Origin of the sequence: Pseudomonas sp. NY15374, assembly GCF_048068255.1 — a bacterium.
GTDB lineage: Bacteria > Pseudomonadota > Gammaproteobacteria > Pseudomonadales > Pseudomonadaceae > Aquipseudomonas > Aquipseudomonas machongensis.
This window is the reverse complement of sequence record NZ_JBLUPZ010000009.1, coordinates 99,315-125,419: the sequence shown is the minus strand read 5'-3', so window position 1 is coordinate 125,419 and position 26,105 is coordinate 99,315. Positions and strand designations below refer to the sequence as shown.

General features: G+C 63.6%; 23 protein-coding genes. 3 read left to right on the top strand and 20 right to left on the bottom strand.

The genetic code is table 11. The features are described 5' to 3' along the window. Positions 1-32: 32 nt before the first annotated feature. Positions 33-1,535 (bottom strand): lysine--tRNA ligase, encoded by a 1,503-nt coding sequence (gene lysS, locus ACNFHO_RS19140; RefSeq protein WP_054895070.1) that lies wholly within the window; start codon positions 1,533-1,535, stop codon positions 33-35. A gap of 93 nt (positions 1,536-1,628) precedes the next feature. Further along, positions 1,629-2,724 (bottom strand): peptide chain release factor 2 gene (gene prfB, locus ACNFHO_RS19135; protein WP_112897576.1). Its coding sequence is split into 2 segments (ribosomal slippage): positions 1,629-2,651 and positions 2,653-2,724, totalling 1,095 coding nucleotides; the frame shifts between segments, so codons are not numbered across the junction. Between the two features lie 436 nt (positions 2,725-3,160). Between prfB and ACNFHO_RS19130 the strand changes: the two genes are divergently transcribed. Continuing rightward, positions 3,161-4,348, top strand: coding sequence for a hypothetical protein (locus ACNFHO_RS19130; protein WP_416767089.1), 1,188 nt, complete (start codon positions 3,161-3,163; stop codon positions 4,346-4,348). Positions 4,349-4,446: 98 nt separating this feature from the next. Here the strand turns inward: ACNFHO_RS19130 and ACNFHO_RS19125 are convergent, their stop codons facing one another. The 11 genes from ACNFHO_RS19125 to ACNFHO_RS19075 all read right to left on the bottom strand — a co-directional run bounded on the left by ACNFHO_RS19125 (position 4,447) and on the right by ACNFHO_RS19075 (position 17,365). Further along, positions 4,447-5,451, bottom strand: a complete 1,005-nt coding sequence (locus ACNFHO_RS19125; protein ID WP_063543328.1) for a response regulator — start codon at positions 5,449-5,451, stop codon at positions 4,447-4,449. 51 nt (positions 5,452-5,502) lie between these two features. Beyond that, a complete protein-coding gene (locus ACNFHO_RS19120; RefSeq protein ID WP_416767088.1) occupies positions 5,503-6,516 on the bottom strand; it encodes a chemotaxis response regulator protein-glutamate methylesterase in 1,014 nt (337 codons plus the stop codon). Then, positions 6,513-8,798, bottom strand: coding sequence for a hybrid sensor histidine kinase/response regulator (locus tag ACNFHO_RS19115; protein ID WP_416767087.1), 2,286 nt, complete (start codon positions 8,796-8,798; stop codon positions 6,513-6,515). The genes ACNFHO_RS19120 and ACNFHO_RS19115 overlap by 4 nt, the downstream gene beginning before the upstream one ends. Further along, a complete protein-coding gene (locus tag ACNFHO_RS19110) occupies positions 8,795-9,460 on the bottom strand; it encodes a chemotaxis protein CheW (protein ID WP_197893183.1) in 666 nt (221 codons plus the stop codon). Before ACNFHO_RS19110 ends, ACNFHO_RS19115 begins: the two co-directional genes overlap by 4 nt. Further along, a complete protein-coding gene (locus ACNFHO_RS19105) occupies positions 9,457-10,728 on the bottom strand; it encodes a CheR family methyltransferase (protein ID WP_416767086.1) in 1,272 nt (423 codons plus the stop codon). Before ACNFHO_RS19105 ends, ACNFHO_RS19110 begins: the two co-directional genes overlap by 4 nt. Next, positions 10,725-11,231 carry a chemotaxis protein CheW gene (locus ACNFHO_RS19100; RefSeq protein WP_063543318.1) on the bottom strand — a complete coding sequence of 169 codons (507 nt, stop codon included), beginning with the start codon at positions 11,229-11,231 and terminating at the stop codon, positions 10,725-10,727. The genes ACNFHO_RS19105 and ACNFHO_RS19100 overlap by 4 nt, the downstream gene beginning before the upstream one ends. 5 nt (positions 11,232-11,236) lie before the next feature. Further along, positions 11,237-12,859, bottom strand: coding sequence for a methyl-accepting chemotaxis protein (locus tag ACNFHO_RS19095; RefSeq protein ID WP_112897572.1), 1,623 nt, complete (start codon positions 12,857-12,859; stop codon positions 11,237-11,239). A 126-nt stretch (positions 12,860-12,985) separates the two neighbouring features. Continuing rightward, on the bottom strand, positions 12,986-13,711 hold the full coding sequence (locus ACNFHO_RS19090; protein ID WP_063543314.1) for a tellurite resistance TerB family protein: 726 nt from the start codon (positions 13,709-13,711) through the stop codon (positions 12,986-12,988). A 116-nt stretch (positions 13,712-13,827) separates the two neighbouring features. After that, on the bottom strand, positions 13,828-14,934 hold the full coding sequence (locus ACNFHO_RS19085; protein WP_416767085.1) for an NADH:flavin oxidoreductase/NADH oxidase: 1,107 nt from the start codon (positions 14,932-14,934) through the stop codon (positions 13,828-13,830). A 149-nt stretch (positions 14,935-15,083) separates the two neighbouring features. Beyond that, complete coding sequence (recJ, locus tag ACNFHO_RS19080) at positions 15,084-16,793, bottom strand: single-stranded-DNA-specific exonuclease RecJ (protein ID WP_054895080.1); 1,710 nt, start codon at positions 16,791-16,793, stop codon at positions 15,084-15,086. Between the two features lie 29 nt (positions 16,794-16,822). After that, positions 16,823-17,365 carry a YaeQ family protein gene (locus ACNFHO_RS19075; protein ID WP_054895081.1) on the bottom strand — a complete coding sequence of 181 codons (543 nt, stop codon included), beginning with the start codon at positions 17,363-17,365 and terminating at the stop codon, positions 16,823-16,825. Between the two features lie 163 nt (positions 17,366-17,528). Here ACNFHO_RS19075 and ACNFHO_RS19070 point away from each other — a divergent pair, with 163 nt between their 5' ends. Next, positions 17,529-18,728 carry a CaiB/BaiF CoA transferase family protein gene (locus tag ACNFHO_RS19070; protein WP_372821417.1) on the top strand — a complete coding sequence of 400 codons (1,200 nt, stop codon included), beginning with the start codon at positions 17,529-17,531 and terminating at the stop codon, positions 18,726-18,728. 20 nt (positions 18,729-18,748) lie between these two features. Next, positions 18,749-19,621, top strand: a complete 873-nt coding sequence (locus ACNFHO_RS19065; protein WP_416767139.1) for a TIGR02285 family protein — start codon at positions 18,749-18,751, stop codon at positions 19,619-19,621. Between the two features lie 136 nt (positions 19,622-19,757). Here ACNFHO_RS19065 and ACNFHO_RS19060 read toward each other — a convergent pair whose 3' ends face one another. From ACNFHO_RS19060 to ACNFHO_RS19030, 7 genes are all read right to left on the bottom strand, one after another. Then, positions 19,758-20,039: a DUF3509 domain-containing protein gene (locus ACNFHO_RS19060; RefSeq protein WP_063543310.1), complete on the bottom strand. Its 282-nt coding sequence runs from the start codon at positions 20,037-20,039 to the stop codon at positions 19,758-19,760. A 78-nt stretch (positions 20,040-20,117) separates the two neighbouring features. Continuing rightward, positions 20,118-20,558, bottom strand: coding sequence for a response regulator (locus ACNFHO_RS19055; protein WP_112897570.1), 441 nt, complete (start codon positions 20,556-20,558; stop codon positions 20,118-20,120). Between the two features lie 187 nt (positions 20,559-20,745). Beyond that, positions 20,746-22,155, bottom strand: a complete 1,410-nt coding sequence (gene thrC, locus ACNFHO_RS19050; protein ID WP_416767084.1) for a threonine synthase — start codon at positions 22,153-22,155, stop codon at positions 20,746-20,748. Between the two features lie 52 nt (positions 22,156-22,207). Further along, the gene (locus ACNFHO_RS19045; protein WP_054895086.1) at positions 22,208-23,512 is read right to left on the bottom strand and encodes a homoserine dehydrogenase; all 1,305 of its coding nucleotides are present in this window, start codon (positions 23,510-23,512) and stop codon (positions 22,208-22,210) included. 82 nt (positions 23,513-23,594) lie between these two features. After that, positions 23,595-24,356, bottom strand: a complete 762-nt coding sequence (locus ACNFHO_RS19040) for a DsbC family protein (RefSeq protein ID WP_416767083.1) — start codon at positions 24,354-24,356, stop codon at positions 23,595-23,597. 154 nt (positions 24,357-24,510) lie between these two features. Next, positions 24,511-25,407 carry a site-specific tyrosine recombinase XerD gene (gene xerD / locus ACNFHO_RS19035; protein ID WP_054895088.1) on the bottom strand — a complete coding sequence of 299 codons (897 nt, stop codon included), beginning with the start codon at positions 25,405-25,407 and terminating at the stop codon, positions 24,511-24,513. A 148-nt stretch (positions 25,408-25,555) separates the two neighbouring features. Next, positions 25,556-25,969 carry an acyl-CoA thioesterase gene (locus tag ACNFHO_RS19030; RefSeq protein WP_063543306.1) on the bottom strand — a complete coding sequence of 138 codons (414 nt, stop codon included), beginning with the start codon at positions 25,967-25,969 and terminating at the stop codon, positions 25,556-25,558. Between the last annotated feature and the right edge of the window lie 136 nt (positions 25,970-26,105).

Genomic DNA, 26,105 nt, shown 5'->3' with positions numbered 1-26,105 from the left:
AGCCGCCCCGAGAGGCGGCTTTTTCAAATCACTCAAGCCTGCGGACGCATGTGCGGGAACAGGATCACATCGCGAATCGACGGCGAGTTGGTCAACAGCATCACCAGACGGTCGATACCGATACCTTCACCTGCCGTAGGCGGCATGCCGTACTCCAGGGCACGCACGAAGTCGGCATCGTAGTGCATGGCTTCGTCGTCACCGGCGTCCTTCTCTGCGACCTGCGCCAGGAAGCGCTCGGCCTGGTCTTCGGCATCGTTGAGCTCGGAGTAGGCGTTGGCGATTTCGCGGCCACCGATGAACAGCTCGAAGCGGTCGGTCACGGCCGGATTGTCATCGTTGCGACGGGCAAGCGGCGACACTTCGAACGGATACTCGGTAATGAAGTGCGGCTGCTCCAGCTTGTGCTCGACCAGCTCTTCGAAAATCATCACCTGCAGCTTGCCCAGACCTTCGTGGCCCAGCACCTTGGCGCCAGCCTTCTTGGCGATGGCGCGGGCCTTGTCGACGTCCTGCAGGTCGGCGGCGGTCAGCTCCGGGTTGTACTTGAGGATCGAATCGAACACCGACAGGCGCGCGAATGGCTCGCCGAAGTGGAATACCTTGTCGCCGTACGGCACGTCGGTAGTACCCAGTACCAGCTGCGCCAGCTCGCGGAACAGCTCTTCGGTGAGGTCCATGTTGTCACGATAGTCGGCGTAGGCCTGGTAGAACTCGAGCATGGTGAACTCGGGGTTGTGCCGGGTCGAAACGCCTTCGTTACGGAAGTTGCGGTTGATCTCGAACACTTTCTCGAAGCCACCAACGACAAGGCGCTTGAGGTACAGCTCCGGCGCGATGCGCAGGAACATGGCCATGTCCAGAGCGTTGTGGTGGGTTTCGAACGGCTTGGCCGCAGCGCCGCCAGGGATGGTCTGCAGCATCGGCGTCTCGACTTCGAGGAAGTCGCGCTCGATCAGGAATTTGCGGATATGCGAGATCACCTGCGAACGCACACGGAAGGTGTGGCGGGTTTCCTCGTTGACCATCAGGTCGACGTAGCGCTGGCGGTAGCGCTGCTCGGTGTCGGTGAGGCCATGGTGCTTGTCCGGCAGCGGACGCAGCGACTTGGTGAGCAGGCGCACGTCGGTCATTTCGACGTACAGGTCGCCCTTGCCCGAGCGAGCCAGGGTACCTTCGGCGCTGATGATGTCACCCAGGTCCCAGGTCTTGACCGCGGCGAGGGTTTCTTCGGGCAGGGTCTTGCGGTTGACGTAGACCTGGATGCGCCCGGTCATGTCCTGGATCACCATGAACGAGCCACGGTTGAGCATGATGCGACCGGCAACCTTGACCGGGATCGCGGCTGCTTCCAGCTCTTCCTTGGTCTTGTCCGCGTATTGCTTCTGCAGGTCGTTGCAGTAGCTGTCGCGACGGAAGTCGTTGGGGAAGGCGTTGCCCTTGGCACGCTCGGCAGCAAGTTTTTCCTTGCGCAGGGCGATCAGGGTGTTTTCTTCCTGTTGCAGGTCTTGCGATTCGGTCTTGAGGTCGCTCATGTCGTCATTGTTTCCATCAGGTATTCGGTGCCCCTGTCGGGCAGGGCACGCGATACGGGCCCATGGCCTCGTATCGCGGCAGTGGTATGCGGTTTACAGCCCCTGCTTGAGGCTGGCTTCCAGGTACTGGTCGAGGTCGCCGTCAAGGACCTTCTGGCAGTCGCTGCGCTCGACACCGGTACGCAGGTCCTTGATACGCGAATCATCGAGTACATAGGAGCGGATCTGGTGACCCCAGCCGATATCCGACTTGCTATCTTCCAGCGCCTGCGAGGCGGCGTTGCGCTTCTGCATTTCCAGCTCGTACAACTTGGCCCGCAGCATTTTCATGGCGGTATCCTTGTTGGCGTGCTGGGAGCGTTCGTTCTGGCACGCCACCACGGTGTTGGTCGGCACGTGGGTGATACGCACCGCCGAGTCGGTGGTGTTGACGTGCTGGCCGCCGGCGCCGGAGGAGCGGTAGGTGTCGATGCGCAGGTCGGACGGGTTGATCTCGATCTCGACCTTGTCGTCGATCTCGGGCGAGACGAACACCGCAGAGAACGAGGTGTGGCGACGGGCACCGGAGTCGAACGGGCTCTTGCGCACCAGGCGGTGCACGCCGATCTCGGTGCGCAGCCAGCCGAAGGCGTACTCGCCCTTGATGTGCACGGTGGCACCCTTGATGCCGGCGACTTCACCTTCGGACAGCTCGATGATGGTGGCGTCGAAGCCGCGCTTGTCGGCCCAGCGCAGGTACATGCGCAGCAGGATGTTGGCCCAGTCCTGCGCTTCAGTGCCACCGGAGCCGGCCTGGATGTCCAGGTAGGCGTTGTTCATGTCCATCTCGCCGCTGAACATGCGACGGAACTCGAGCTGGGCGAGGTTTTCTTCCAGGCCTTCCAGTTCGGTCACGACGTCGCCGACGGCACCTTCGTCACCCTCCTCGACCGCCATGTCGAGCAGGTCCTGGCAGTCGGCCAGGCCGTTGGACAGCTTGTCGAGGGTCTCGACCACCTGCGCCAGCATGGCACGTTCGCGGCCCAGGGCCTGAGCGTACTCGGGCTTGTTCCAGACGTTGGGGTCTTCCAGCTCGCGGTTGACTTCGATCAGACGATCAGCTTTGTGATCGTAGTCAAAGATACCCCCGAATGGACTGGGAGCGTTCGGTGAGGTCCTTGATGGTGTTCAGGATCGGTTGGATTTCCATGGCTCTGGCTACTCGCACGAATTCGGTGAAAAGCCCGCGAGTATAACCCAGCCTGGCGCAGGACGGCAGACCCACTGGGCAGCCCTTTCGGGTGAAACGCCTGGCAATTACCACCTGCAGAGTAGCGCCCCACACGCTGCCCGCCCCTGAATCAGCAGATGCAAGCGAGACAACGACAATCAAAAAATGACGTAACGACACCCCTCGGCGCAACTTCATGGTAGTTGTACGATCACGAAAATCGAGACGCCATGAAGGTTACTATCCAACCAAAGAGGGATAGCCGTCATGAATAACGCGCCGATCAATTTTTCAAGATGCCCCTCTCTCCACAGTGCCTGGCCCCACGGCGTACCTGACATTTTTGCCAGTTCTCATGAACGATGGATACAGCGAAAATCACGGTTACCTAAACACCGTCAGGAGTTGACCGACGATGCGTAAATATGACCTCGCACTACTCCTTGCAACGCTGTCCTGCCCGCTGACGATTGCAGCACAGCCAACATCCGCTGCGGCCTCCGATACACCCCCCGTTGCCCTCCAGGGTATCGGTCATGCAACGTTGATCGATCTGGGCGTTCTCAAGGGTGCCGACTTGTCCGTTCAGGTTAATGCTCCGGGGGCCCAGCAGGGCGACGCCATCCAATTGCGCTGGCGCGGCAGTCGACAGGGATGGGTCAGCACATGGCAACCTGCCAATGGGCCTTCGCCGATCGACTTCACTGTCCCGCACTCAGTCATCAAGGCAGAAGCGGGAATGAACGCGGTGCTGAGTGCGCACATCAAGACATTGGCAAACCACGAGTACCCCCTCCCCGCCTTGCGCGTGGCGATCGCGCCGGCCCTTGGCGGTCAGCAGATAGCGGAACGTCTGAATGCCCGCTTTCTCGACACACGGGATGTCTGCGACGAGGGGCGACCAGCTTATTACTGCGACGGTTTGATGCTCAGATCCATCGGTGACGGAGATTTCTTCCCGTGGAACCCCAGCGAAAGGGCAGACCGACTTGGCATGGTCTCATTTTCCTGGCTACGCCGAGGCACACGCGTAACCAGTTTGCACGGGAGCAGTGGAATCGTATTCCTGCCACAACAAGAGGCGATCGACCAGGGATATGCCATGCGCTATCTCTGTGTCTACGCCTACGATGCCTGGACCGCCTCCGAGGGGCGCCCCGACCAAGGCTGCGGCATTCAACCCGGCGCGATGATGGCCGAAGCAGACCTGAGCTCGTGCCAGGGACAACACGCGTCCACGATCGAGAGCTGGTACGCATTTACCGCGAAGCTAAGCCACCCGAAGTTCCAGTGCTCGCTCAGCACGCACGATGCCGAACAATTCGCAGTGGCTTATAAAGTGCGCGACCAGCGCCCCGTGAACATGCCGAATACGCACAACGAGGTCTTACTGGAGGCATGGCCCCAGAACATTCCACGACAGTTACCCATGGAAGCGTTCTTCTACACGAACAACAACGGGCGCGTCGCGGCCATGAACTTCCAGCGCAAGTACAAGCAGGCAACCAATGCCTGGTTGCCCGTCATCAAACTCGACCTGAGCAAACTTCCCAGTCCGGCCCCCTTGAGCTACTCCACCACCGACCAGGCAGTCCTACCTTGAGGGCCGAGTGAGTAGCGCCGCACTCAACACCCACCCTGCGCTCACATCCTCAGCGTAGACGCACACTACCTAGCCCAGTCGACCTTCCGCGAGGAGGCTCAAGCGATCCCAACCTGGTTACGCCCACTGTGCTTGGCCTGGTAGAGCCCCTTGTCCGCCGCCGAGATCAACTGCCGGCAATGGCTGCCGATGCTTGGCGTCTGGGTTGCAAGGCCAATGCTCACGGTCAGGCGCGAGTCGGCCTGTGGCGCGGTGTGCGGGATATTCAGCGCATGCACGGTCTGGCGCAGCTTCTCGGCGACCAGCCGGGCACCGCCCGGCGACGTGTTGGGCAGCACCAGGGCGAACTCCTCGCCGCCGTAACGCGCCGGCAGATCGCTGGGGCGCGAGCAGGAGCCGCGAATGGCCTCGGCCACCTGGCGCAGGGCCTCATCGCCGGCCAGATGGCCGAAGCTGTCGTTGTAGGCCTTGAAGTAGTCGACATCGATCATCAGCAGCGACAGCTGCTGCTGCTCGCGCATGGCGCGGCGCCACTCCAGTTCCAGGTACTCGTCGAAGTGGCGGCGGTTGGACAGCCCGGTCAGGCCATCGGAGTTCATCAACCGCTGCAGCATCAGGTTGGTGTCGAGCAGCTGCTGCTGGCTGACACGCAAGGCGCGATAAGCCTCGTCACGCTGCAGCAGGGTGAGGTAGGAGCGCGAGTGATAGCGGATACGCGCCACCAGCTCGATGGTGTCCGGCAGCTTGACCAGGTAGTCGTTGGCCCCGGCGGCGAAGGCCGCACTCTTGACCAGCGGGTCCTCCTTGGTCGACAGGACGATGATCGGGATATCCTGGGTCGCCGGGTTGTTGCGGTACTCGCGCACCAGCGTCAGACCGTCCAGGCCCGGCATGATCAGGTCCTGGAGGATCACCGTCGGCTTGATGCGCATGGCCTGGGCTACCGCCTGGTGTGGATCGGCACAGAAGTGGAAGTCGATGTTTTCCTCGTGGGACAGCCCACGACGCACCGCCTCGCCGATCATCGCCTGGTCGTCGACCAGCAGGACCATCGCGGCGCTTTCGTTGATCGTCGTGAAACCATCGATCGGTAGGTCATTCATCCCTATTCACCAGGTCACTACCGGCCAGGCGGCGTGACTCAATACATATCGTCATTTCGGAAAGATTTCCACAAGTCGCCCGGCAATTCGCTCCAGCGGTCGTATCTCGACCGCCGCCTGGATCGCTGCGGCGGCCTTGGGCATGCCATACACCGCACTGCTTTGCTGGTCCTGGGCGATGGTCAGGAAGCCCTGCTCGCGCATCAACTTCAGGCCCTGCGCGCCATCGCGGCCCATGCCGGTGAGCAGCACGCCCACCGCATCGCTGCGCCAGAAGCGCGCCACGCTCTCGAAGAACACGTCGATCGAGGGGCGGTAGATTTCGTTGACCGGCTCGGCGGTATACGACAGCTGGCCATTCTGCAACAGCCGGATATGATGGTTGGTACCTGCCAGCAGCACCTGCCCCGGTTGCGGTGGTTCACCCTCGCGGGCCAGGCGTACCGGTAGCCCGGACACACCGCTCAGCCATTCGGCCATACCGGCGGCGAACACCTGATCGACATGCTGGACCAGCACGATGGCCGCCGGAAAATCCCGTGGCAGTCCCTTGAGCAACACTTCCAGCGCAGCCGGGCCGCCTGCCGACGAACCGATGGCCACCAGGCCGCAGCGAAGCACTGGGTTGCGCACCGGCGCCGCCACAGTGCGCGCCGCGCTGGAGCGCTGCTGGCCGATCAGCCAGCCGATGTTGAGAATCTTGCGCAGCAACGGTGCCGCCGCCTCCCGGGCATCGCCCGCGCCCAGTGCCGGCGTGTCGACCACATCGAGGGCGCCGTGGCCCATGGCCTCGAACACCCGGTGCACATTCTGCTTGCGATCCACCGTGACGATGACGATGGCGCAAGGGGTTTCGGCCATGATCCGACGGGTCGCCTCCACGCCATCCATCACCGGCATGATCAGGTCCATGAGGATCAGGTCCGGCGTCTGCTCGGCACACTTGTGCACGGCCTCGGCACCATCGCCGGCCACCCAGATCACTTCGTGCATAGGCTCGAAGGCCAGCGCACGGCGCAAGGCTTCGACAGCCATGGGCATGTCATTGACGATGGCGATCCTCATCCCGGGGCTCCTCCAATCAACTCCTCCACCGCATCCAGCAACGCATCGTCATGGAAGCTGGCCTTGGCCAAATAATAGTCGGCACCGGCATCCAGTCCACGTCGGCGGTCCTCTTCCCGGTCCTTGTAAGACACCACCATCACCGGCAACGTTTGCAGGCGATTGTCGCGACGCACCAGGGTGACCAGCTCGATACCGTCCATGCGCGGCATGTCGATGTCGGTGATCAGCAGGTCGAAGTCTTCGCTGCGCAGGGCGTTCCAGCCATCCATGCCATCGACCGCCACCGCTACGTCGTAACCTCGCGTACCCAGCAGCTTGCGCTGGAGCTCGCGTACCGTCAGCGAGTCGTCGACCACAAGGATGCGCTTGCGCGCCACTCCCCGGCCCGCCCGTGCCCCACGATCGATACGCTCCAGGCGCCCGGTGCTCAGCAGCTTGTCCACCGAGCGCAAGAGGTCTTCGACATCGATGATCAGCACCACCGAGCCATCGTCGAGCAAGGCGCCGGAGGAAATGTCCTGGACCTTGCCCAGACGCGGGTCGAGCGGCATCACCACCAGCACGCGCTCGCCGATCAGGCGCTCCACGGCCACACCGTACAGTTGCTCGCGCTCGCGGATGACCACCACGCGCAGATTGTCCGCCTCCTCCTGCGCCGCCGGACGGTTGAGCAACTGGCTTGCGGCGACCAGGCCGATATGGCGGTCTTCGTGCCAGAAGTGCTGGCGACCTTCGATCTGGACGATGGCCTCGGCCGGTACATCGAGAGTGCGTTCGATATGCGCCAACGGGAAGGCGTAGGCCTCGCCACCGACCTCGACCACCAGGCTGCGCACCACCGACAGCGTCAGCGGCACCTCCAGGTGGAAGCAGCAGCCCTGCCCCGCCACCTGAGTGAGCTCGATTGACCCGCGCAGTTCGCGCACCATGTGCTGCACCGCGTCCAGGCCGACGCCTCGTCCAGACACCTCGGTGACCTGGTCACGCAGGCTGAAACCGGGCAGGAACAGGAAGGTCAGCAGCTCGGCCTCGCTCATCTGCGCCACGGTCTCGGCGGGCGACAGTGCCCGATCGACGATGCTGCGGCGCAGGCGCTCAAGGTCGATGCCCGCACCGTCGTCGCTCAGTTCGAGAATCAGCAACCCGGCCTGGTGCGATGCGCGCAGGCGCAGCGTGCCGTCACTGGGCTTGCCCGCCAACAGGCGTCGCTCGGGCTGCTCGATGCCATGGTCGACAGCATTGCGCAGCAAGTGCGTGAGCGGCGCCTCGAGTTTTTCCAGCACATCACGGTCGACCTGGGTCTTCTCGCCCTCGATCAGCAGCCGCACCTGCTTGCCCAGGGAGCGCCCAAGGTCGCGCACCATGCGACTCTGCCCGGTCAGCACATCGGCGAAGGGACGCATCCGGCAGGCCAGCGCAGTGTCGTACAGCAACTGCGCGCGCTGGCTCGCCTGCCAGCCGAACTCGTCGAGGTCGGCAGCCTGCTGCTGGAGGATCTGCTGGGTTTCGGCGAGCAAGCGCTGGGTCTGGGCCAGGGCATCGAGCACCTCGGCGCTCTGCCCGCTGCCCTCGAGCTGGCTCTTGAGCCCGTCGAGGGCGCGCATGCCTTGGCCATGCATGCGCTTGAGGCGCTGCAGGCTGGCGAGATAGGGCTTGAGCCGCTGGGTTTCCACCAGCGACTTGCTCGACAGGTCGAGCAGGCTGTTCAGGCGGTCGGCGGTGACCCGCAGCACGCGCTCAGCGCCCTCGCCTGCGCGCTTGCCACCCCTGGCTGCGGGCGCAGGCTCCACTTCCGCCTCGGGCTCGACAGGCGTCGTCGGCACCTCGGGCGGCATCGCCAGCGGCGAAGGCGTGGCCGCAGCGCCGGCAGCATCCGGCGCGGGTGCCGAAGAAGGGTCGAGCAACATGGCCATCTGCACCAGGAACGCCGGCACCGCCGTTTCGGCCTGGGTATCCCCGGGTGTTGCAATGCGCATCAGCAGGTCAGTGCCCTGCAACAAGGCATCGATGTGCTCAGGGCGCAGCAACAGGCGGCGCTCCTGGGCCGCGACCAGGCAATCCTCCATGACATGAGCGACGCTGACGCCGGCATCGATGCCGACGATACGCGCGGCGCCCTTGAGGGAGTGCGCTGCGCGCATGCAGGCTTCCAGCTGGTCGACCTGGGCCGGATTGCGCTCGAGGGCCAACAGCCCGGCACTGAGCACTTGGGTCTGGGCCTCGGCCTCAAGGCTGAACAGTTCGAGCAACGATGCGTCGCGCATTTGCTCCGGGGTCATGACAGGCTCCGCTTCACGGCTGACAGGAGGTGTTGGTCATCGAGTACGCGCACACTGCGGCCACGCCATTGCAATACCGCCAGCGTGAAGTGGGCCGCGTCGTGCTCCTCGTGCAGGCGCGAAGTGTCCAGCCGATGGATGCCGTCGATCTCGTCGACCGGCAATACCACCGGGCCACCTTCGGCAGCCAGGATCAACATCCGTGGCATCACCCGGCCGCTACGCTCCTGTGTCGGCGCCAGCTCCATGCCCAACAGGTCGGCGAACGACAGGCACGGCACCAGCGCACCTCGCACGTTGGCGACCCCCTGCAACATCCGCGAACGCTGGTGCGGCAGCGAGTGAACGGCCTGCAGCGGCGCGATCTCCGCCAGGCAGGCCGTGGCCAGCGCCAGCCACTCCTCCCCCAGCCTGAACAGCAGCATGGAACGGCCGACAGTGCCCTGTTCCACCTGCACGGTCTCGACATGCTCGTCCTGCAACAAGGTGTAGCGGTCGAGCAGGCGGGTAGCCGCCGCGGCATACACTTCGCAATTGCGGCAGTGGATGTGCCGGTCCAGCAGGGGACATTGCTTGTCGCCATGGACACCGATGCGATTCCAGCAGTCGTCGATGTCTTCATGGTCCCGGGCGATCAGGTCCATCGAGTAGGCACCGCTCATCGTTCAGACTCCCTGCCCGCCCGCGCCGCCCGCTCCTGCAGGCGCCGTGCCCCTGTGACATCCCCCTGGGATGCCAACAGCGTGGCCAGGTGCAGCAGCGCCTCGGTGTGCTGGGGCTCGAGGTACAGGGCCTTGCGGTAATGCTTGAGTGCTTCGCCGGCATCGCCCTGGGTATCGCTGAGCAGCCCCAGCCAGTAGTAGACCTGCGCCTTCGGCTCGAACAGACGCAAGTAGCGCTCGCAACTGGCGCGGGCCTGCTCGCTGGCACCGGCATTGGCCTGGCGGGCGATGGCTGCCAGCAACTCGCTTTCGTTCTCGTTCACGGTCGCCAACGCAACCGGCCTGGCGGGCGGGCGGGGAGCACGGGCAAAGGGTGGTGCCGCCACGGGCATGGCGACTGGACGCGGCGAAGCCACCGGCGGGATCGCGGGCCGTGTCGGCGGCACCGGGTTGACCGGCGGCTGTACGCCAAGCTGATCCTGACGCACGTAGGCGAACGACTGCGCGATGCCGATCGGCCGCATGCCCAGGCGCGCCAGCAAACTGCCCTCGGCCGGGCCGATGAACAGCACGCCATCGTCGTGGAGCAGCTGTTTGAGCACCTCGAAGACCCGCTGCTGGGTAGGTACGTCGAAATAGATCAGCAGGTTGCGACAAAAGACAAAATCGTAGACTCCCTTGCGACTGCGCAGGGCGGGATCGAGCACATTGCCAGGCTCCAGGCTGACCTGCTGGCGCACGCGCTCATGCAGCCGGTAACAGTCATCGGTGCAGTCGAAGTGCCGCTCACGGAATGCCAATTCACTGCCACGAAACGAGTTGCGGCCATACACGGCCTGCTCGGCACGGGCGAGGGAGCTGGGGCTGATGTCCATGGCATCGATGCGCACGGCCGATGGAGACAGACCGGCATCGAGCAGCGCCATGGAAATCGAATAGGGCTCCTCGCCGGTCGAGCACGGCAGGCTGAGGATACGCAGCGGTCGTGATCCGGCCAGCTCGACCAGGCGTTTTTGCGCCAGCCCGGCCAATGCCGTGAACGATTCGGGATAACGGAAGAACCAGGTTTCAGGGACGATCACCGCTTCGATCAATGCCTGCTGCTCGCCGGGCGATTGCTGCAGGCGCAGCCAGTAGTCGTCGAGGTCACGCGCGGCAAGTACCACGCACCGCTGGCGCAGGGCCCGCTCGACCATCGGCGCGCCCACCGAGTCCACATCCAGGCCGATGCGCTCCTGCAGAAAGCGGAAGAAGCGTTGTTCGATCATCCTGCCACCTGCGCGGATTGATCCGGGAACAACAGCAGGCGTACGGCATCGCTCAACAGGTCGTCGACCTGGATGCGTTGCAACAGCCCCTGTGCATCCTGTCGCACAGGGCCCAGGTAACGCGCCTCGCTGTTGTCCAGCCCATAGGGCTGGAACTCGTCGGGTTGGCAACGCACGGTGTTGGTCGCCTGTTCGAGCACCAGCCCCAGTTGCAGGCCATTGCCATAACGCACCAGTACCAGGCGCGTGCTGGTGCGCTGCGGCGCAGGCGCGCCGAAGGTAAGGGACGACAGGTCGATGACCGGTACCAGCGCGCCGCGATGCCCGAGGATCCCGGCGACCCAGACGGGCGCCTGGGCGATGGGCTTGAGCGGGCGCAGCGGCAGCACCTCTATCACTTCGCGCACATCCAGGGCAAAGCGCTGTTCGCCAATATGGAACAGCAGGTACAACACGCCCTTGGCTTCGGCCTGCCGCTGATCACGCGGTTGCAGATCGTTCATCGCCGTCAGACTTTGAAGCGCGAGACACCGCCACGCAGCCCGGCAGCCACCTGGCTCAGTTCGTCGATGGCGAAACTGGCCTGGCGCAACGACTCGACCGTCTGCGTGCTGGCATCACTGAGCTGGGCCAGCGCCTGGTTGATCTGCTCGGCGCCGGTGGCCTGGGCCTGCATGCCCTCGTTGACCATCAGGACCCGTGGCGCCAGCGCCTGCACTTGATGAATGATCTGACTGAGCTGCTCGCCTACCTGCTGCACCTCGAACATGCCGCGGCGCACTTCCTCGGAGAACTTGTCCATGCCCATGACCCCAGCCGACACCGCGGACTGGATCTCGCGCACCATCTGCTCGATGTCGTAGGTGGCCACTGCGGTCTGGTCGGCCAGGCGGCGCACTTCGGTGGCCACCACGGCAAAACCGCGGCCGTACTCACCGGCTTTTTCCGCCTCGATGGCGGCGTTGAGCGACAGCAGGTTGGTCTGGTCGGCGACCTTGACGATGGTCACCACCACCTGGTTGATGTTGCTGGCCTTCTCGTTGAGGATGCCCAGCTTGGCGTTGACCAGGTCGGCGGCGCCCATTACCTGATGCATGGTTTCCTCCATGCGCGCCAGGCCTTGCTGGCCGGAACCGGCAAGGCTCGAAGCCTGGTCGGCGGCACTGGTCACCTCGGTCATGGTACGCACCAGGTCACGCGAGGTCGCGGCGATCTCGCGCGAGGTGGCGCCAATTTCCGTGGTGGTTGCAGCGGTTTCGGTGGCCGTGGCCTGCTGCTGCTTGGAGGTGGCGGCGATCTCGGTGACGGAGGTGGTCACCTGCACCGATGAGCGCTGGGCCTGGGCCACCAGGTTGGCAAGCGCCTCGCCCATTTCATTGAAACCATTCTCGATGGCGCCGAACTCATCCTTGCGGTCCAGGTTCAGGCGCGCGCTGAGGTCACCCGAGCGCAGCTTGTCGAGGGCGTGCACGATGCGTTGCATGGGAGCACTGATGGCGCGCATCAGCAGCAGGCCGCAGATACCAGCAGCGACAATCGCCAGGATCAGCGAAACGATCATGCTGCCCTTGGCGGTGGCCACGGCGCTGACGATCTCGCGGGTGGCGGCATTGGCGGATTCGGTATTGCGGTCGATCACCGAGTTCAGGTGCTTGCGCCCGTCGGTCCAGGCCGGTGTCAGTACTTCGGCGATCAGGCGCTCGGCTTCGGGGTAGTTCTTCTCGCGGTAGGCTGCCAGGACCTGGTCGACCACCTTGACGTAGGCCTCCTCGAGACGCACGAAGGTGTCGAAGGATGCCTGGTCCTCCGCGTCCTGGATCGTGCCCTGGTAGTTGGCCATCTGCGCCCTGAGGCGGTCGTGGAAACCCTTGAACAGCTCGAGGTCGGCCGAGGTCAGCTCGCGATGGTTGGACAAGCCGACCAACTGCTGGCTGGCGACGTAGCTGTCGACCCAGGCGCTGCGGATCATCGAGCTGTAGTAGATCCCCGGAATGCTGTCCGTGCCCACTGCCTGCTCGCTGGCTTCGATGGTCACCAGGCGTGAATACGCCGCTACGATCATCAACAGCATGATGGCGATGATCACGGCGAAACTTGCCAGGATCCGTTGGCGCAAGGTCCAGTTCTTCACAATCAGCCCTCAGGAATTCTTCACGAGCGGGAAAATCGTCGAAGTATAGCCTAGGCGCCAGGCGCGTTATCGGTTGAATTGCGGAGTATTCAGGCATCCCTGCCGATTAAATAGCCAATCGCCACGTCACTGTGCCGCAGCGTCCCGTACCTGGCGTTCCAGTTCCTCGCGCAAGTTCGGGTCCAGGCGCAATTGGCGGGCCAGTTCGTCAAGGTAGGCGCGCTCCATGAAGTGTTCCTGATCGACCATCATCACGCTGGCCAGGTACATCTCTGCGGCCATTTCAGGGGTCTGTGCGGCACGGGCCACTTCGGCAGGATCGAGCGGCTTGTTCAGCTCGGCATGCAGCCAGGCCTGCAGCTCGCGATCGCTGTCCAGGCGCACGAACTCGCCCTCGATCAGTTCACGCTCGCGCTCATCGATATGACCGTCGGACTTGGCCGCCGCCACCAGCGCCTTGAGCACCGCCTGGCTGTGTTGCTCGGCTTGGGCCGGCGGCAGGCGATCGAGGGTCTGTGGCTCCTGCGCAGGGGCCTGGCCCTGGCGCGCCTGCCAGTTGCCATAGGCTTTGTAGGCCAGCACGCCAAGGGCGGCGAGGCCACCGTAGGTGAGTGCCTTGCCACCGTACTTGCGCGCCTTCTTGCTGCCCAGCAGCAGCCCCATGGCCCCGGCCGCCAGCGCCCCGCCTCCGGCACCGGAAAGCAGGCCGCCAAGGCCAGAGCCCTTGCCTTGGCCACCCCCGAGCAGATCACCAAGACCGGGCACCTTGCCCGCCCCGCCCTTGCCCTGCTGGTTCTGCAGCAGTGACTGGCCGGACTTGAGCAGTTGATCGAGCAGACCACGGGTGTTCATCTGGATGACTCCTGGACGGATAGGAAAGCTCCAGAGTAGGCCCGCAGCCTGAATTCTCCCTTAACGCATTTGCTTCGGGATGTTGCATCCGGCCAGTCGAACGGGACGCGGATCCATCACTCCCGCAGATCCGACTCATGAATCGGATTGGCCCGGCTGGTCGCACGTTGGTACTGCGCAGGCCAGGTTGCCTTGTTGCCACCCAGGTCATCGTCGGCATGCAGCGGCCAGTAAGGATCGCGCAGCAGTTCGCGGGCGAGGAAGATCAGGTCGGCCTGACCGGTACGCAGGATGTGCTCGGCCTGGGCAGGTTCGGTGATCATGCCCACGGTGCCGGTGGCGACTTCCGACTCCTTGCGCACCCGCTCGGCGAAGCGGGTCTGGTAACCCGGGCCGGTCGGGATTTCGGCATTGACCGAGGTACCGCCCGAGGACACGTCGATCAGGTCGACCCCCAGCGCCCTCAGGCGACGCGCCAGCTCGACCGTCTCGTCTGGGTTCCAGCCATCCTCGACCCAATCGGTGGCCGATACCCGCACGAACAGCGGCAACTCCTGCGGCCACACCTCACGTACGGCCTCGGTCACCTCAAGCGTCAGACGAATACGGTTCTCGAAGCAGCTGCCGTACTCGTCACGCCGCTGGTTGCTCAGCGGCGAAAGAAACTGATGCAGCAGGTAGCCATGGGCCGCATGGATTTCGACGACCTTGAACCCGGCCGCCTTGGCACGCTCGGCAGCCTGGACGAAGGCCTGGACAACACCCTGGATCTCATCGTGGCTCAGCTCGCGCGGCGGCGTATGCTCCGGATCGAAGGCGATCTTCGAAGGCCCGACCGGCTGCCAGCCGCCGTCCTCGACCTTGACGCTGCCGTGCTTGCCGAGCCAGGGACGATGGGTGCTCGCCTTGCGCCCGGCATGCGCCAGCTGAATGCCCGGAATGGCGCCCTGGGAAGTGATGAAGCGGGTGATACGTTGCAGTGGGACGATCTGGTCGTCGTTCCACAGCCCGAGATCTTCGGCGGTGATTCTTCCGTCGGCAGTGACAGCCACCGCCTCGGTGATCACCAGCCCGGCGCCACCGACGGCGCGACTGCCCAGGTGGACAAGATGCCAGTCGTTGGCCAGGCCATCGACGCTCGAGTACTGGCACATTGGCGAAACCGCAATGCGATTGGGCAGGGTCAGCTGACGCAGGGTATACGGCTCAAGCAGCAGGCTCATGAGGGGACCTCCCAAGGACTCCAATGGTGATCCGGCCCGGACACTCGTGTGCGGCCGTGGCCCGGTACCGGTCTTCTCTGAGACTAGACCAGATTACCCTGGGGGGAGGTTCCGCCGGATAGACGCCCCGCGCTGAGGGCTGCCCTCTGTCAGCGCGGCTCCATGTGCGCAATCATCAGTTGCACGCTTTCATTGCCGCGAAACTCGTTCACATCGAGCTTGTAGGCCACCTCCACCCAACGCACCGTCGGGTTGGGCCACACGTCGCGGTCGATGCCGAAGGCGATCCCATCGAGTTTCACCGAGCCGCACTCGCTCTTGAGCACCACTTTCAGATGCCGCTCCCCCACCACGCGCTGTTCGACCATCTGGAACACGCCATGGAACAGCGGCTCGGGAAAATGCTGCCCCCAAGGGCCAGCATTGCGCAGGGCGCGGGCCAGGTCCAGATGAAACTCCTCGACCGCCAGGGTGCCGTCGGACAGCAGGCGCCCGGTCAGGTCGTCCTCGCACAACTGGCGCCGCACCTCTTCGTCGAACGCATCGGCAAAGGCCTGGAAATTGGCCTCAGGCAGCGACAAGCCGGCGGCCATGGCGTGGCCGCCGAACTTGCTGATCAGGTGCGGCTGGCGTGCAGCCACGGCATCCAGCGCATCGCGGATATGGAAGCCCGGCACCGAACGGGCAGAGCCCTTGAGCATGCCCTCGCCCGCATCGGCAAAGGCGATGGTCGGTCGGTGGTAGCGCTCCTTCAGGCGCGAGGCGAGGATGCCGATCACACCTTGGTGCCAGTCGGCGTCGAACAGGCACAGGCCATAGGGCATGGACTCGATCGGCAGGTCCTTGAGCTGGGCCAGGGCTTCGCGCTGCATGCCCTGCTCGATGGACTTGCGATCCTGGTTGAGCCCGTCCAGTTGCCCGGCCATGTCCAGCGCAACGGCGGGGTCTTCGCACAGCAGGCATTCGATGCCCAGGCTCATGTCGTCCAGCCGACCGGCGGCGTTGAGCCGTGGCCCGAGGATGAAACCCAGGTCGGTCGAGGTGATGCGCCGATGATCGCGCCGCGCCACTTCGAGAATTGCCTTCAACCCAGGACGAGCACGCCCGGCACGGATGCGCTCGAGCCCCTGGTGCACGAGGATACGGTTGTTGGCGTCCAGCGGCACCACGTCGGCGACACTGCCCAACGCCACCAGGTCGAGCAGTTCGCCAATGTTCGGTTGGGCCTGCGTCTCATAGCGTCCAAGGCTGCGCAGACGGGCACGCAGGGCCATCAGCACGTAGAAGATCACCCCCACCCCGGCCAGCGACTTGCTGGGGAATGTGCAGCCTGGCTGGTTCGGGTTGACGATCGCATCGGCGTCGGGCAACTGCTCGCCAGGCAGGTGGTGGTCGGTGACCAGGACCTTGAGCCCGGCAGCCTTGGCCGCCGCCACGCCATCAACACTGGAGATACCGTTATCGACAGTGATCAGCAGTTGCGGCTGACGCTGCAACGCCACCTGCACGATCTCCGGGGTCAGGCCATAGCCGTACTCGAAGCGATTGGGCACCAGGTAATCCACATGGGCCGCGCCCAGCAGTCGCAGCCCCAGCACACCTACGGTGCTGGCGGTGGCGCCATCGGCGTCGAAGTCGCCGACGATCAGGATGCGCTGACGCAGGTCCAGGGCCTCGACCAACAGGTCGACGGCCGCCTCGATTCCTTTAAGTTGCTGGTACGGCAACAGGCGCGCCAGGCTCTTGTCCAGTTCGGACTCGCTCTGCACGCCGCGGGCGGCATACAGCCGGGTCAACAGGGGTGGCAGGTTGCCAAGGAAGGGCAGTGCCGATGGCAGGGGGCGGGGTTCGATACGCATGGGGTCTTCGGCTGTCAGATCGGATCAGGTCAGCCGCGCTCGCCGAGCAGCCACTGCAATTGGACTTCGTGCTGGCCACGGTCGTCGGTGACGAATACCGTGCCTTCACTGATCATCACATCCCATTTGATGGTACGCGGCATGTCGGTGGCCAGAACCTCCAGGACTTCCTGCGGGACAGCAGCGATGCTCAGGTTTTTCAGGCCCTTGACCGCGCCGACCACCTTGTTCTCCCACACCCGCAAGCTGCCGTAGGCCAGCAGGCTGGTGCGCTCGGTACGGCGCGAGCACCAGGTGAGACGGTCGGCGTCGGGCTGGCCGACTTCGATCCAGTGCAGGATGCGATCATCCAGGCTTTTTTCCCACAGGGCGGCCTCATCGACATCCGACAGACCGCGGCCGAACGACAGGTTCTCGTTGTACCAAAGGGCGTAGGCCAGCAGACGGACGGCCATGCGTTCCTCGGTCTCCGACGGGTGACGAGCGATCGTCTGACGCACGTTTTCGTACACGCCGCGGTCGAGGTCGGTCAGATTCAGTTCGAACTTGTAGGTGGTGGAAGGCTGGGCCATGGGAAAGGGGCTTCTTTGGAGAAAGTCGCAGAGTTTAACCGATCCGAGTTTGTTGGGGTGGGTGGTTGCGCATCTGCGTGCACTGGACTCTGCCTTGCAACAGTATCTGCCATTGACCAGCTGTGATAAAACCAAGCCTCTTTTCTGTCGCCACGGACGCACCATGCACACCCCCGCCAAACCCCTCGCCGGTCTGAAGGTCATCGAGCTCGGCACCTTGATCGCCGGCCCCTTCGCTTCGCGTATCTGCGCCGAATTCGGCGCCGAGGTGATCAAGGTCGAATCACCTGATGGCGGCGATCCGCTGCGCAAGTGGCGCAAACTGTATGAAGGGACTTCGCTGTGGTGGTTCGTCCAGGCGCGCAACAAGCAATCGCTCACGCTCAACCTCAAGCACCCCGAAGGACGCGAGATCCTCAAGCAATTGCTGGCCGATGCTGACATCCTGATCGAGAACTTCCGCCCTGGCGTGCTGGAGAAACTCGGCCTTGGCTGGGAGGTGCTGCATGCCCTCAACCCGCGCCTGGTAATGGTGCGCCTGTCAGGCTTCGGCCAGACCGGGCCGATGAAGGACCAGCCAGGCTTCGGTGCCGTCGGCGAGTCCATGGGGGGCCTGCGCTACATCACCGGTTTCGAAGATCGTCCGCCCGTGCGCACGGGCATTTCCATCGGCGACTCGATCGCCGCCCTCTGGGGCGTGATTGGTGCACTGATGGCCCTGCGCCACCGCGAAGTCAATGGCGGTGAAGGACAGGTGGTGGATGTGGCGCTGTACGAGGCAATCTTCGCGATGATGGAAAGCATGGTGCCGGAGTTCGATGTGTTCGGTTTCATTCGCGAGCGCACCGGCAACATCATGCCGGGCATCACCCCCTCCTCCATCCACACCAGCGCCGACGGCCGGCACGTGCAGATCGGCGCCAACGGCGATGCGATCTTCAAACGCTTCATGCAGGCCATTGGCCGCGACGACCTCGCCGAGGATGCAACCCTGGCCAGCAACGATGGCCGTGACCTGCGTCGCGACGAGCTGTACGGGGTGATCGACCGCTGGGTCAACAGCCTGCCGCTGGAACAGGTGATGCAGGCGCTGAACGACGCAGGCGTGCCCGCCAGCCGCATCTATTCGGCCGAGGACATGTTCAGCGACCCGCAATTCCTCGCCCGGGAAATGTTCCTTCAGGCGAAGCTCCCAGACGGCAAGCCCTTCAAGATGCCGGGGATCGTGCCCAAGCTGTCGCAGACACCCGGCTCCACGGAGTGGGTCGGGCCTGCGCTGGGAGAGCACACGGCGACACTGCTCGCCGGGCTGGGCTATAGCACTGCCGAGGTGGCACGCCTGCGCGAGCAGGGGGCGGTCTGATCGGGCGTCGAGCAAGCATGATGCGCATGTTTGTGCTGCTCTGCGTCCTGCTGTTGTCCTCGCAGCAGGGCCAGGCCCGTGAACGTTTGACCTGGCTGCTGCGCGACCTGCCGCCGTTCACTATTTTCGAAGGCCAGGAAAAGGGCCAGGGCGTGGTCGATCGCATGCTGCCCCTGCTCATCGAGCAGATGCCCGAATTCGATCACACGGTCCTGCGGGTAAATCGCGCGCGCGGCATCCAGATGCTTCAGGAACGCAGCTTCACCTGCGACCCCACCCTGCTATGGACACCGGAACGCGCCCGTTTCGTGCATTTCTCCCAACCCACGCTGCCCATCCTCAGCAGCGGGCTGGTCATCCGCAAGGCAGACCCGGGACGATTGGACGAATCCGAGGACGGCACGCCTGTGGACCTGAAGCAGGTGCTGGAACGGCCAGGGATGAAGTTGGGAATCGTGGCCCAACGCAGCTACGGAGTAGTGGTCGACGATATCCTGCGCCAGTTGCCAGAAACCACGCTGAGCCGCCACTACGGCAACGATGCCACCGCCAACCTCTTGCAGATGCAGCAACTGGGGCGCCTGCAACTGGTACTTGGGTACTGGCCGGAGGTGCGCTACCTGATCCAGCAGCATGGCGGCTCGCTGGACAGCTACCAGTTCCACCCGATCAAGGGAGCGAATCGCTATCAGTTTCTGCATGTGGGCTGCTCCGACACGCCACTGGGACGCCAAGCCATCGCCCATATCGACAAGCTGTTGCCGCACCTGCGCCAGGAAGTACTCCCTGAGTTCTACGCAAGCTGGCTCGACCCCGAACTGCGCACAGAGTACCTGGAGCAGACACGGCACCTGGTCGAGGAGCTTCCCTCTGCAGCCAACCCCCAGCCATGACGCAGGCAAAAGAAACCCCGGATGCTGGGGAAGACATCCGGGGTCAACTCAAAGCCCTTGAGCGGACTCTGTACGGCGGTCCAACGCTACCGGAGCAAAGCAGCGTTCGAACACCCTACAAAGTCTGACGAGACACTCAGGCAAAGGTTCCCTGAGGTTGATGTCGGTGTTGCAAGGCCGCGATCACACAAGGCTGCAGACGCCCCTCGACGATCTGCAGGTCGCGGTGCAGACCGTCGACCAGATCGACCAGCAAGCGCTGCTCCTGTAGCTGACGCACACTCACGGCGCGGCGCAACACCTCGTTGCCCTGCGCATCGAGCAAGGTGAGTTGGCGATTGCCGCGCGCATCTACATCGTCGAGGCGGGTGTGATAAGGGGACAGGGCATCGTTGAGCAGGGAGCAGATTCTTTCCATCCGGCGTACTCGCTTTGTCGGGGACCTATCGGAACTGACCGCCAGGCACTTCGGAAAGTTCGCCCGCACGCGTCTGTATCAGCGAGCATGCGTGGGCAACATGACCGTTTCGATATCCCGCCCGGAGTACCTGCGCGGCGGCCGACGCAGCCGCTGCAATGCCGCCTGCAACCCCCTGATCGACAACGGCCAGGGCAACTGGGCAACCACCCACTGCCCCTGACGCTGGGCCTCGACAGCGAGGTCAGGGCCGCGCACAGGGGGCTGTCCGACGAACAGTAGCGCACGGGCATGGCCTTGCCGGGTCACGTGCTTCAACAGTGCCTGGGCGCTCAGCGCCGGCATGCCATGGTCGATGATGAGCATGTCCAAGGCTTGCATCTGCGCCATGCTTGCCTTGGCGCTGGCCAGATCGCAGGCAATGCGCACGTTGAAAACCCCCAGGGCATTGCAGGCCTGGTGCAAAGCGATCTGCTGGGCAGGATGAGACTGGACGATAAGAATGTTGAGCCGGTGCATGAGCCGCTCCTGAGGGCTGCGAGCCCTGATGGACAGGGCGCCCACTCTAGAAAAGCAGCATAGGGACTCAAATAGGAAAAGCCTGAAAAGACGAAGGATGATTCTGTAATTAAAAGAACCGCTCAAACGCAAACGGGGCAAGCCGATGTTTCGACTTGCCCCGCCCAATGCTCTCGAGTGCCGCGTATTACAGCGGCTTGCCGCGGTTGCCGTGCTGGCTGACGAAGGCCTGGACCACCTTCAGGTCATTGGCCAGGACCGTGCAACGCTCCTCGCGGCTGAACAGGTCGCTCAAGTGCGTCGGCAACTCGAGGGCCTTGCCGACACCGGCCTTCTCCACCGCTTCGGGGAATTTGACCGGATGCGCGGTGCCCAGGACCACCATCGGCGTGTCCAGGCTGCGACGGCACTCACGAGCGGCCTTGACGCCGATTGCGGTGTGCGGATCGAGCACTTCGCCGGTGGCCTTGAACACCTCGGCGATGGTCTCGCAGGTCTGCTCGTCGCTCACCGCCAGGGAGTCGAACAGCTTGCGCGCCTCGGTCCAGCGATCCTGCTCCACGCTGAAACCGCCACCTTGCTTGAAGTTGGCCATCAACTCGGCGATCGCGGCACCGTTGCGTCCGTGCAGGTCGAACAGCAGGCGCTCGAAGTTGGACGAGACCATGATGTCCATCGACGGCGACAGCGTTGGGTGCAGGGCATCCTTGACGTACTGGTTGCCGCTCATGAAGCGGTGCAGGATGTCGTTGCGGTTGGTGGCCACCACCAGTTGGCTGATCGGCAGGCCCATGTTGCGTGCCAGGTAACCGGCAAAGATGTCGCCGAAGTTGCCGGTCGGGACCGAGAACGCGATCGAGCGCGCCGGGCCGCCCAACTGCAGTGCTGCATGGAAGTAGTAGACGATCTGGGCCATGATCCGCGCCCAGTTGATCGAGTTGACCGCCACCAGGCGAGTGCCCTTGAGGAAGGACTGATCGGCGAAGCTGGCCTTGACCATTTCCTGGCAGTCGTCGAAGTTGCCTTCGATGGCGATGTTGTGGATGTTGTCACCGAGGATGGTGGTCATCTGCCGACGCTGAACTTCCGACACACGCTGGTGCGGGTGCAGGATGAAGATGTCAACGTTGTCGCAACGGCGGCAGCCTTCGATGGCGGCAGAACCGGTATCGCCGCTGGTGGCGCCGACAATCACCACGCGCTCGCCACGCTTGACCAGCACGTGGTCGAGCAGACGGCCAAGCAGTTGCAGGGCAAAGTCCTTGAACGCCAGTGTTGGGCCGTGGAACAGCTCCATCACCCACTCGTTGCCGTTCAACTGGCGCAGCGGCGCCACCGCGGCATGGGCGAAGGCACCGTAGGTTTCCTCCAGGATCTTCTTGAAGTCGGCGTCGGCGATGCTGCCGGTGACGAACGGGCGCATCACCCGGAAGGCCAGTTCGTGGTACGGCAGGCCGGCCCAGGATGCGATTTCTTCCTGGGTGAAGCGTGGCAGGTTCTCCGGCACGTACAGGCCGCCATCACTGGCAAGGCCAGCCAGCAGGACGTCTTCGAAATTCAGGGCCGGCGCCTGGCCGCGAGTACTGATATAGCGCATTGTGCAAACCTTCGGTTCTGGGCGCGGGCCGCCGTCGCGGCCCGCCGCTGAATTAATTGAGCTGTTCGACGCGGATGCGCACGACGTTGCCGACCACATCCTGCAGGGCTTCAAGGGCGACGATAGCATCGTTGATACGCTGCTCGACCACGCCATGCGTCAGCAGGATCATCGGCACCAGGCCGTCCTGCTCCTCGGCTTCCTTCTGCATGATCGACTCTATGTTGATGCCACGCTCGGACAGGATGCTGGCGACCTGGGCCAGCACGCCTGGGTGATCCTTGGCCTGGATACGCAGGTAGTAGGCACTTTCGCAAGCCTCGATCGGCAGGATCGGGTGCGCCGACAGCGAATCCGGCTGGAAGGCCAGGTGCGGAACGCGGTTTTCCGGATCGGAGGTCATGGCACGCACCACGTCGACCAGGTCGGCGACCACCGACGAAGCGGTCGGCTCCATGCCGGCACCGGCACCGTAATAAAGCGTAGACCCTGCAGCATCACCGTTGACCATCACCGCGTTCATCACGCCGTTGACGTTGGCGATCAGGCGGTCGCTCGGGATCAGCGTCGGGTGCACGCGCAGCTCGATGCCGTCGGCGGTACGGCGGGCCACGCCCAGGTGCTTGATGCGATAGCCCAGGGCTTCGGCGTAGTTGACATCGGCAGTGGTCAGGCGGGTGATGCCCTCGGTGTAGGCCTTGTCGAACTGCAGCGGAATACCAAAGGCGATGGAGGCCAGGATGGTCAGCTTGTGCGCAGCATCGATGCCCTCGACGTCGAAGGTCGGGTCGGCCTCGGCGTAACCCAGCGCCTGGGCTTCGGCCAGCACGTCAGGGAAGGCACGGCCCTTTTCACGCATTTCGGTGAGGATGAAGTTGCCGGTGCCGTTGATGATCCCGGCCAACCAGTTGATGCGGTTGGCCGACAGGCCTTCGCGGATCGCCTTGATCACCGGGATACCGCCGGCAACTGCAGCCTCGAAGGCCACGATCACGCCCTTTTCACGGGCCTTGGCGAAAATTTCGTTGCCGTGCACGGCAATCAGCGCCTTGTTGGCGGTGACCACGTGCTTGCCGTTCTCGATGGCCTTGAGCACCAGATCGCGTGCAATGGTGTAGCCACCGATCAGCTCGATGACGATGTCGATTTCGGGGTTGGTCGCGACTTCGAACACATCAGCGGTAATGGGGGTACCGGTAATCTGGCAGTTCGGGTTCTGCGAGCGCATGGCAATCTGAGCCACTTCAATACCGCGCCCGGCACGGCGGGCAATCTCCTCGGCGTTGCGCTGAAGTACATTGAAGGTACCGCCACCGACGGTCCCCAACCCACAGATGCCTACTTTGACCGGTTTCACTGTGAACTCCCCATTGAACGGCCGGCACCTGCGCCGACCGTGAAACATGCCGTCACCCCATGACGACGGCGTATTGAATGAATTACTTGGCGGCTTGCACCTGGCCGGCCAGGGCCAGCTTGGCCACCTGCGGTGCCGGCTGGTAGCCCGGGATCACCTGGCCGCTTTCGAGCACGATCGCCGGCGTGCCGTTGACACCGATCGACTGGCCGAGCTGGAACTGCTTGCTGACCGGGTTGGCGCACTTGGCCGCCTTGATTTCCTTGCCGTCGACCATCTTGTCCATCGCCGCACGGCGATCGCTGGAGCACCAGACGGCCTGCAACTGCTCGTCACCCGGCGAGCCCAGGCCCTGGCGCGGGAAGGCGACATAGCGCACTTCGATACCGCGCTTGTTCAGCTCTGGCACTTCGGCGTGCAGCTTGTGGCAGTACGGGCAGGTCGTGTCGGTGAACACGGTGATGTGCGATTTGGTTTCGCCCTTGGCCGGGTAAACCACCATTTCAGCCGCAGGAATACCGTTGATCAGCTTGGCGATACCCTGGCGTTCGGTTTTCTCGGTCAGGTTGACCGGCTTGCCATCCTGGATCTGGTACAGGTAGCCCTGCATGACGAACTGGCCGTCTGCGCTGGCATAGAGCACGCGACCGCCCTGCAGCTTGACTTCGTACAAGCCGCCGACCGGGCTGCTGGCGACGCTTTCGATCGGTACTTCCAATTCCAGGGTCTTGAGTGTGTTGCGAATGGCCTGCTCGGCACCGGCAGTGACGTCGGTGGCCGCAGCAACGGCAAAGGTACTGGCCAGCGCCAGGGCGGCGGCGGCAAAAATCTGGGTCACGCGCATGGGGTACTCCTGAAGGCGGACGGGGACCGGAGGACGTCGCCTGCGGAAAAATCGCGGCAACCGGGCGGTCCCTGGTGCAAACCGCTCAAGCCTACCACATCAGGCCGCAGCGAAATCACTGTCTGATGGCCGCCGGGCGGAACATGAAAATCATTCATCCACGCGGATGGTGCTGGGCGTGCAACTGCTGCAAACGAGCCTTGGCGACGTGGGTGTAGATCTGCGTGGTGGAAAGGTCGCTGTGCCCCAACAGCATCTGCACCACCCTCAGGTCGGCCCCGTGATTGAGCAGATGCGTAGCGAAAGCATGGCGCAGGGTGTGCGGTGACAGCGGCTTGTCGATCCCCGCCACGCGGGCGTGGTGCTTGATGCGATGCCAGAAGGTCTGGCGGGTCATTTCTTCGCCCCGCAGGCTGGGGAACAGCACATCGCTGGGACGCCCGTTGAGCAGCTCGGCCCGACCGTCACGCAGGTAGCGCTCGATCCACAGCACCGCCTCCTCGCCCATCGGCACCAGGCGCTCCTTGCTGCCCTTGCCCATCACCCGCAGCACGCCCTGGCGCAGGTTGACCTGATCGAGAGTCAGGCTCACCAGCTCGGTGACCCGCAGGCCGCAGGCGTAGAGCACCTCGAGCATGGCGCGGTCGCGCTGGCCGATGGCTTCGGCCAGGTCCGGCGCCTTGAGCAACGCTTCGACATCCGCTTCAGACAGGGACTTGGGCAAAGGCCTACCCAGTTGCGGCATATCGACCTGCAAGGTCGGGTCGACACCTATGAGCTTTTCCCGCAGCAGATAACGATAAAAACCACGCACTCCAGAGAGAAAACGTGCAGTGGAACGCGGCTTGTAACCCTGATCGAAGCGCCAGGCAAGGTGGTCGAGGATCGAATCGCGACCTGCATCGGGCAACGTCACGCCACGCTCCTGCAACCAGCCATTGAACAGGGCCAGGTCGCTGCGGTAGGACACGCGGGTGTTGTCGGACAGGCCTTTTTCCAGCCAAAGGGCATCGAGAAACTGATCGATCAGGGGGTGGTCCAGGGCGGGCATTCGGAGGGCTGCTGGGTGTTGAAAGTGGGCTAGTGTTTCACAGACGCATAATTGTTGTCTGTATCGGCCTCTTCGCGGGTAAACCCGCTCCTACAGGGATCGCGTAGCACCTGTGGGTTTCCCCGCGAAAGGGCCCGCACTGGAGAACTCAGGCCTGAGCCAGTACTGGCACCGGCCGCTTGTCCTCGTCGATGGCGACGAAGCTGAAAACCCCATGAATCGCGCGCTCGCGGCCGTCGAGATACATGTTCTCGACGAACACATCGACCTGTACCTGCAAGCTGGTATTGCCCACCTTGATCACGCTGCCAACCAGCTCGACGATCGAGCCCGCCGGGATCGGGTGCTTGAAGTCGATGCGGTCGGTGGACACGGTCACCAACGGCAGGCGACAGAAACGCGTAGCAGCGATGAACGACACCTCGTCCATCCAGGCCAGCGCGGTGCCGCCGAACAAGGTGTTGTGGTGGTTGGTGGTGTTGGGGAAAACGGCCTTGGTCACGCGAGTGATCGACAGCTCGGTACGCCGCTGGATTTCCTGATCTCTTGGGGTGGTAGTCATGGGGTACTCACTTTGCAAGGGAATGGCAGCGGAGCGACCCGCGAAGCAGGCAACACCAATACCACAGAATGCAAAAAAGCAGCCCGAAGGCTGCTTTTTCTCTCGCCAGGTGGCCGAAGCCACCGGTCAAACTGCA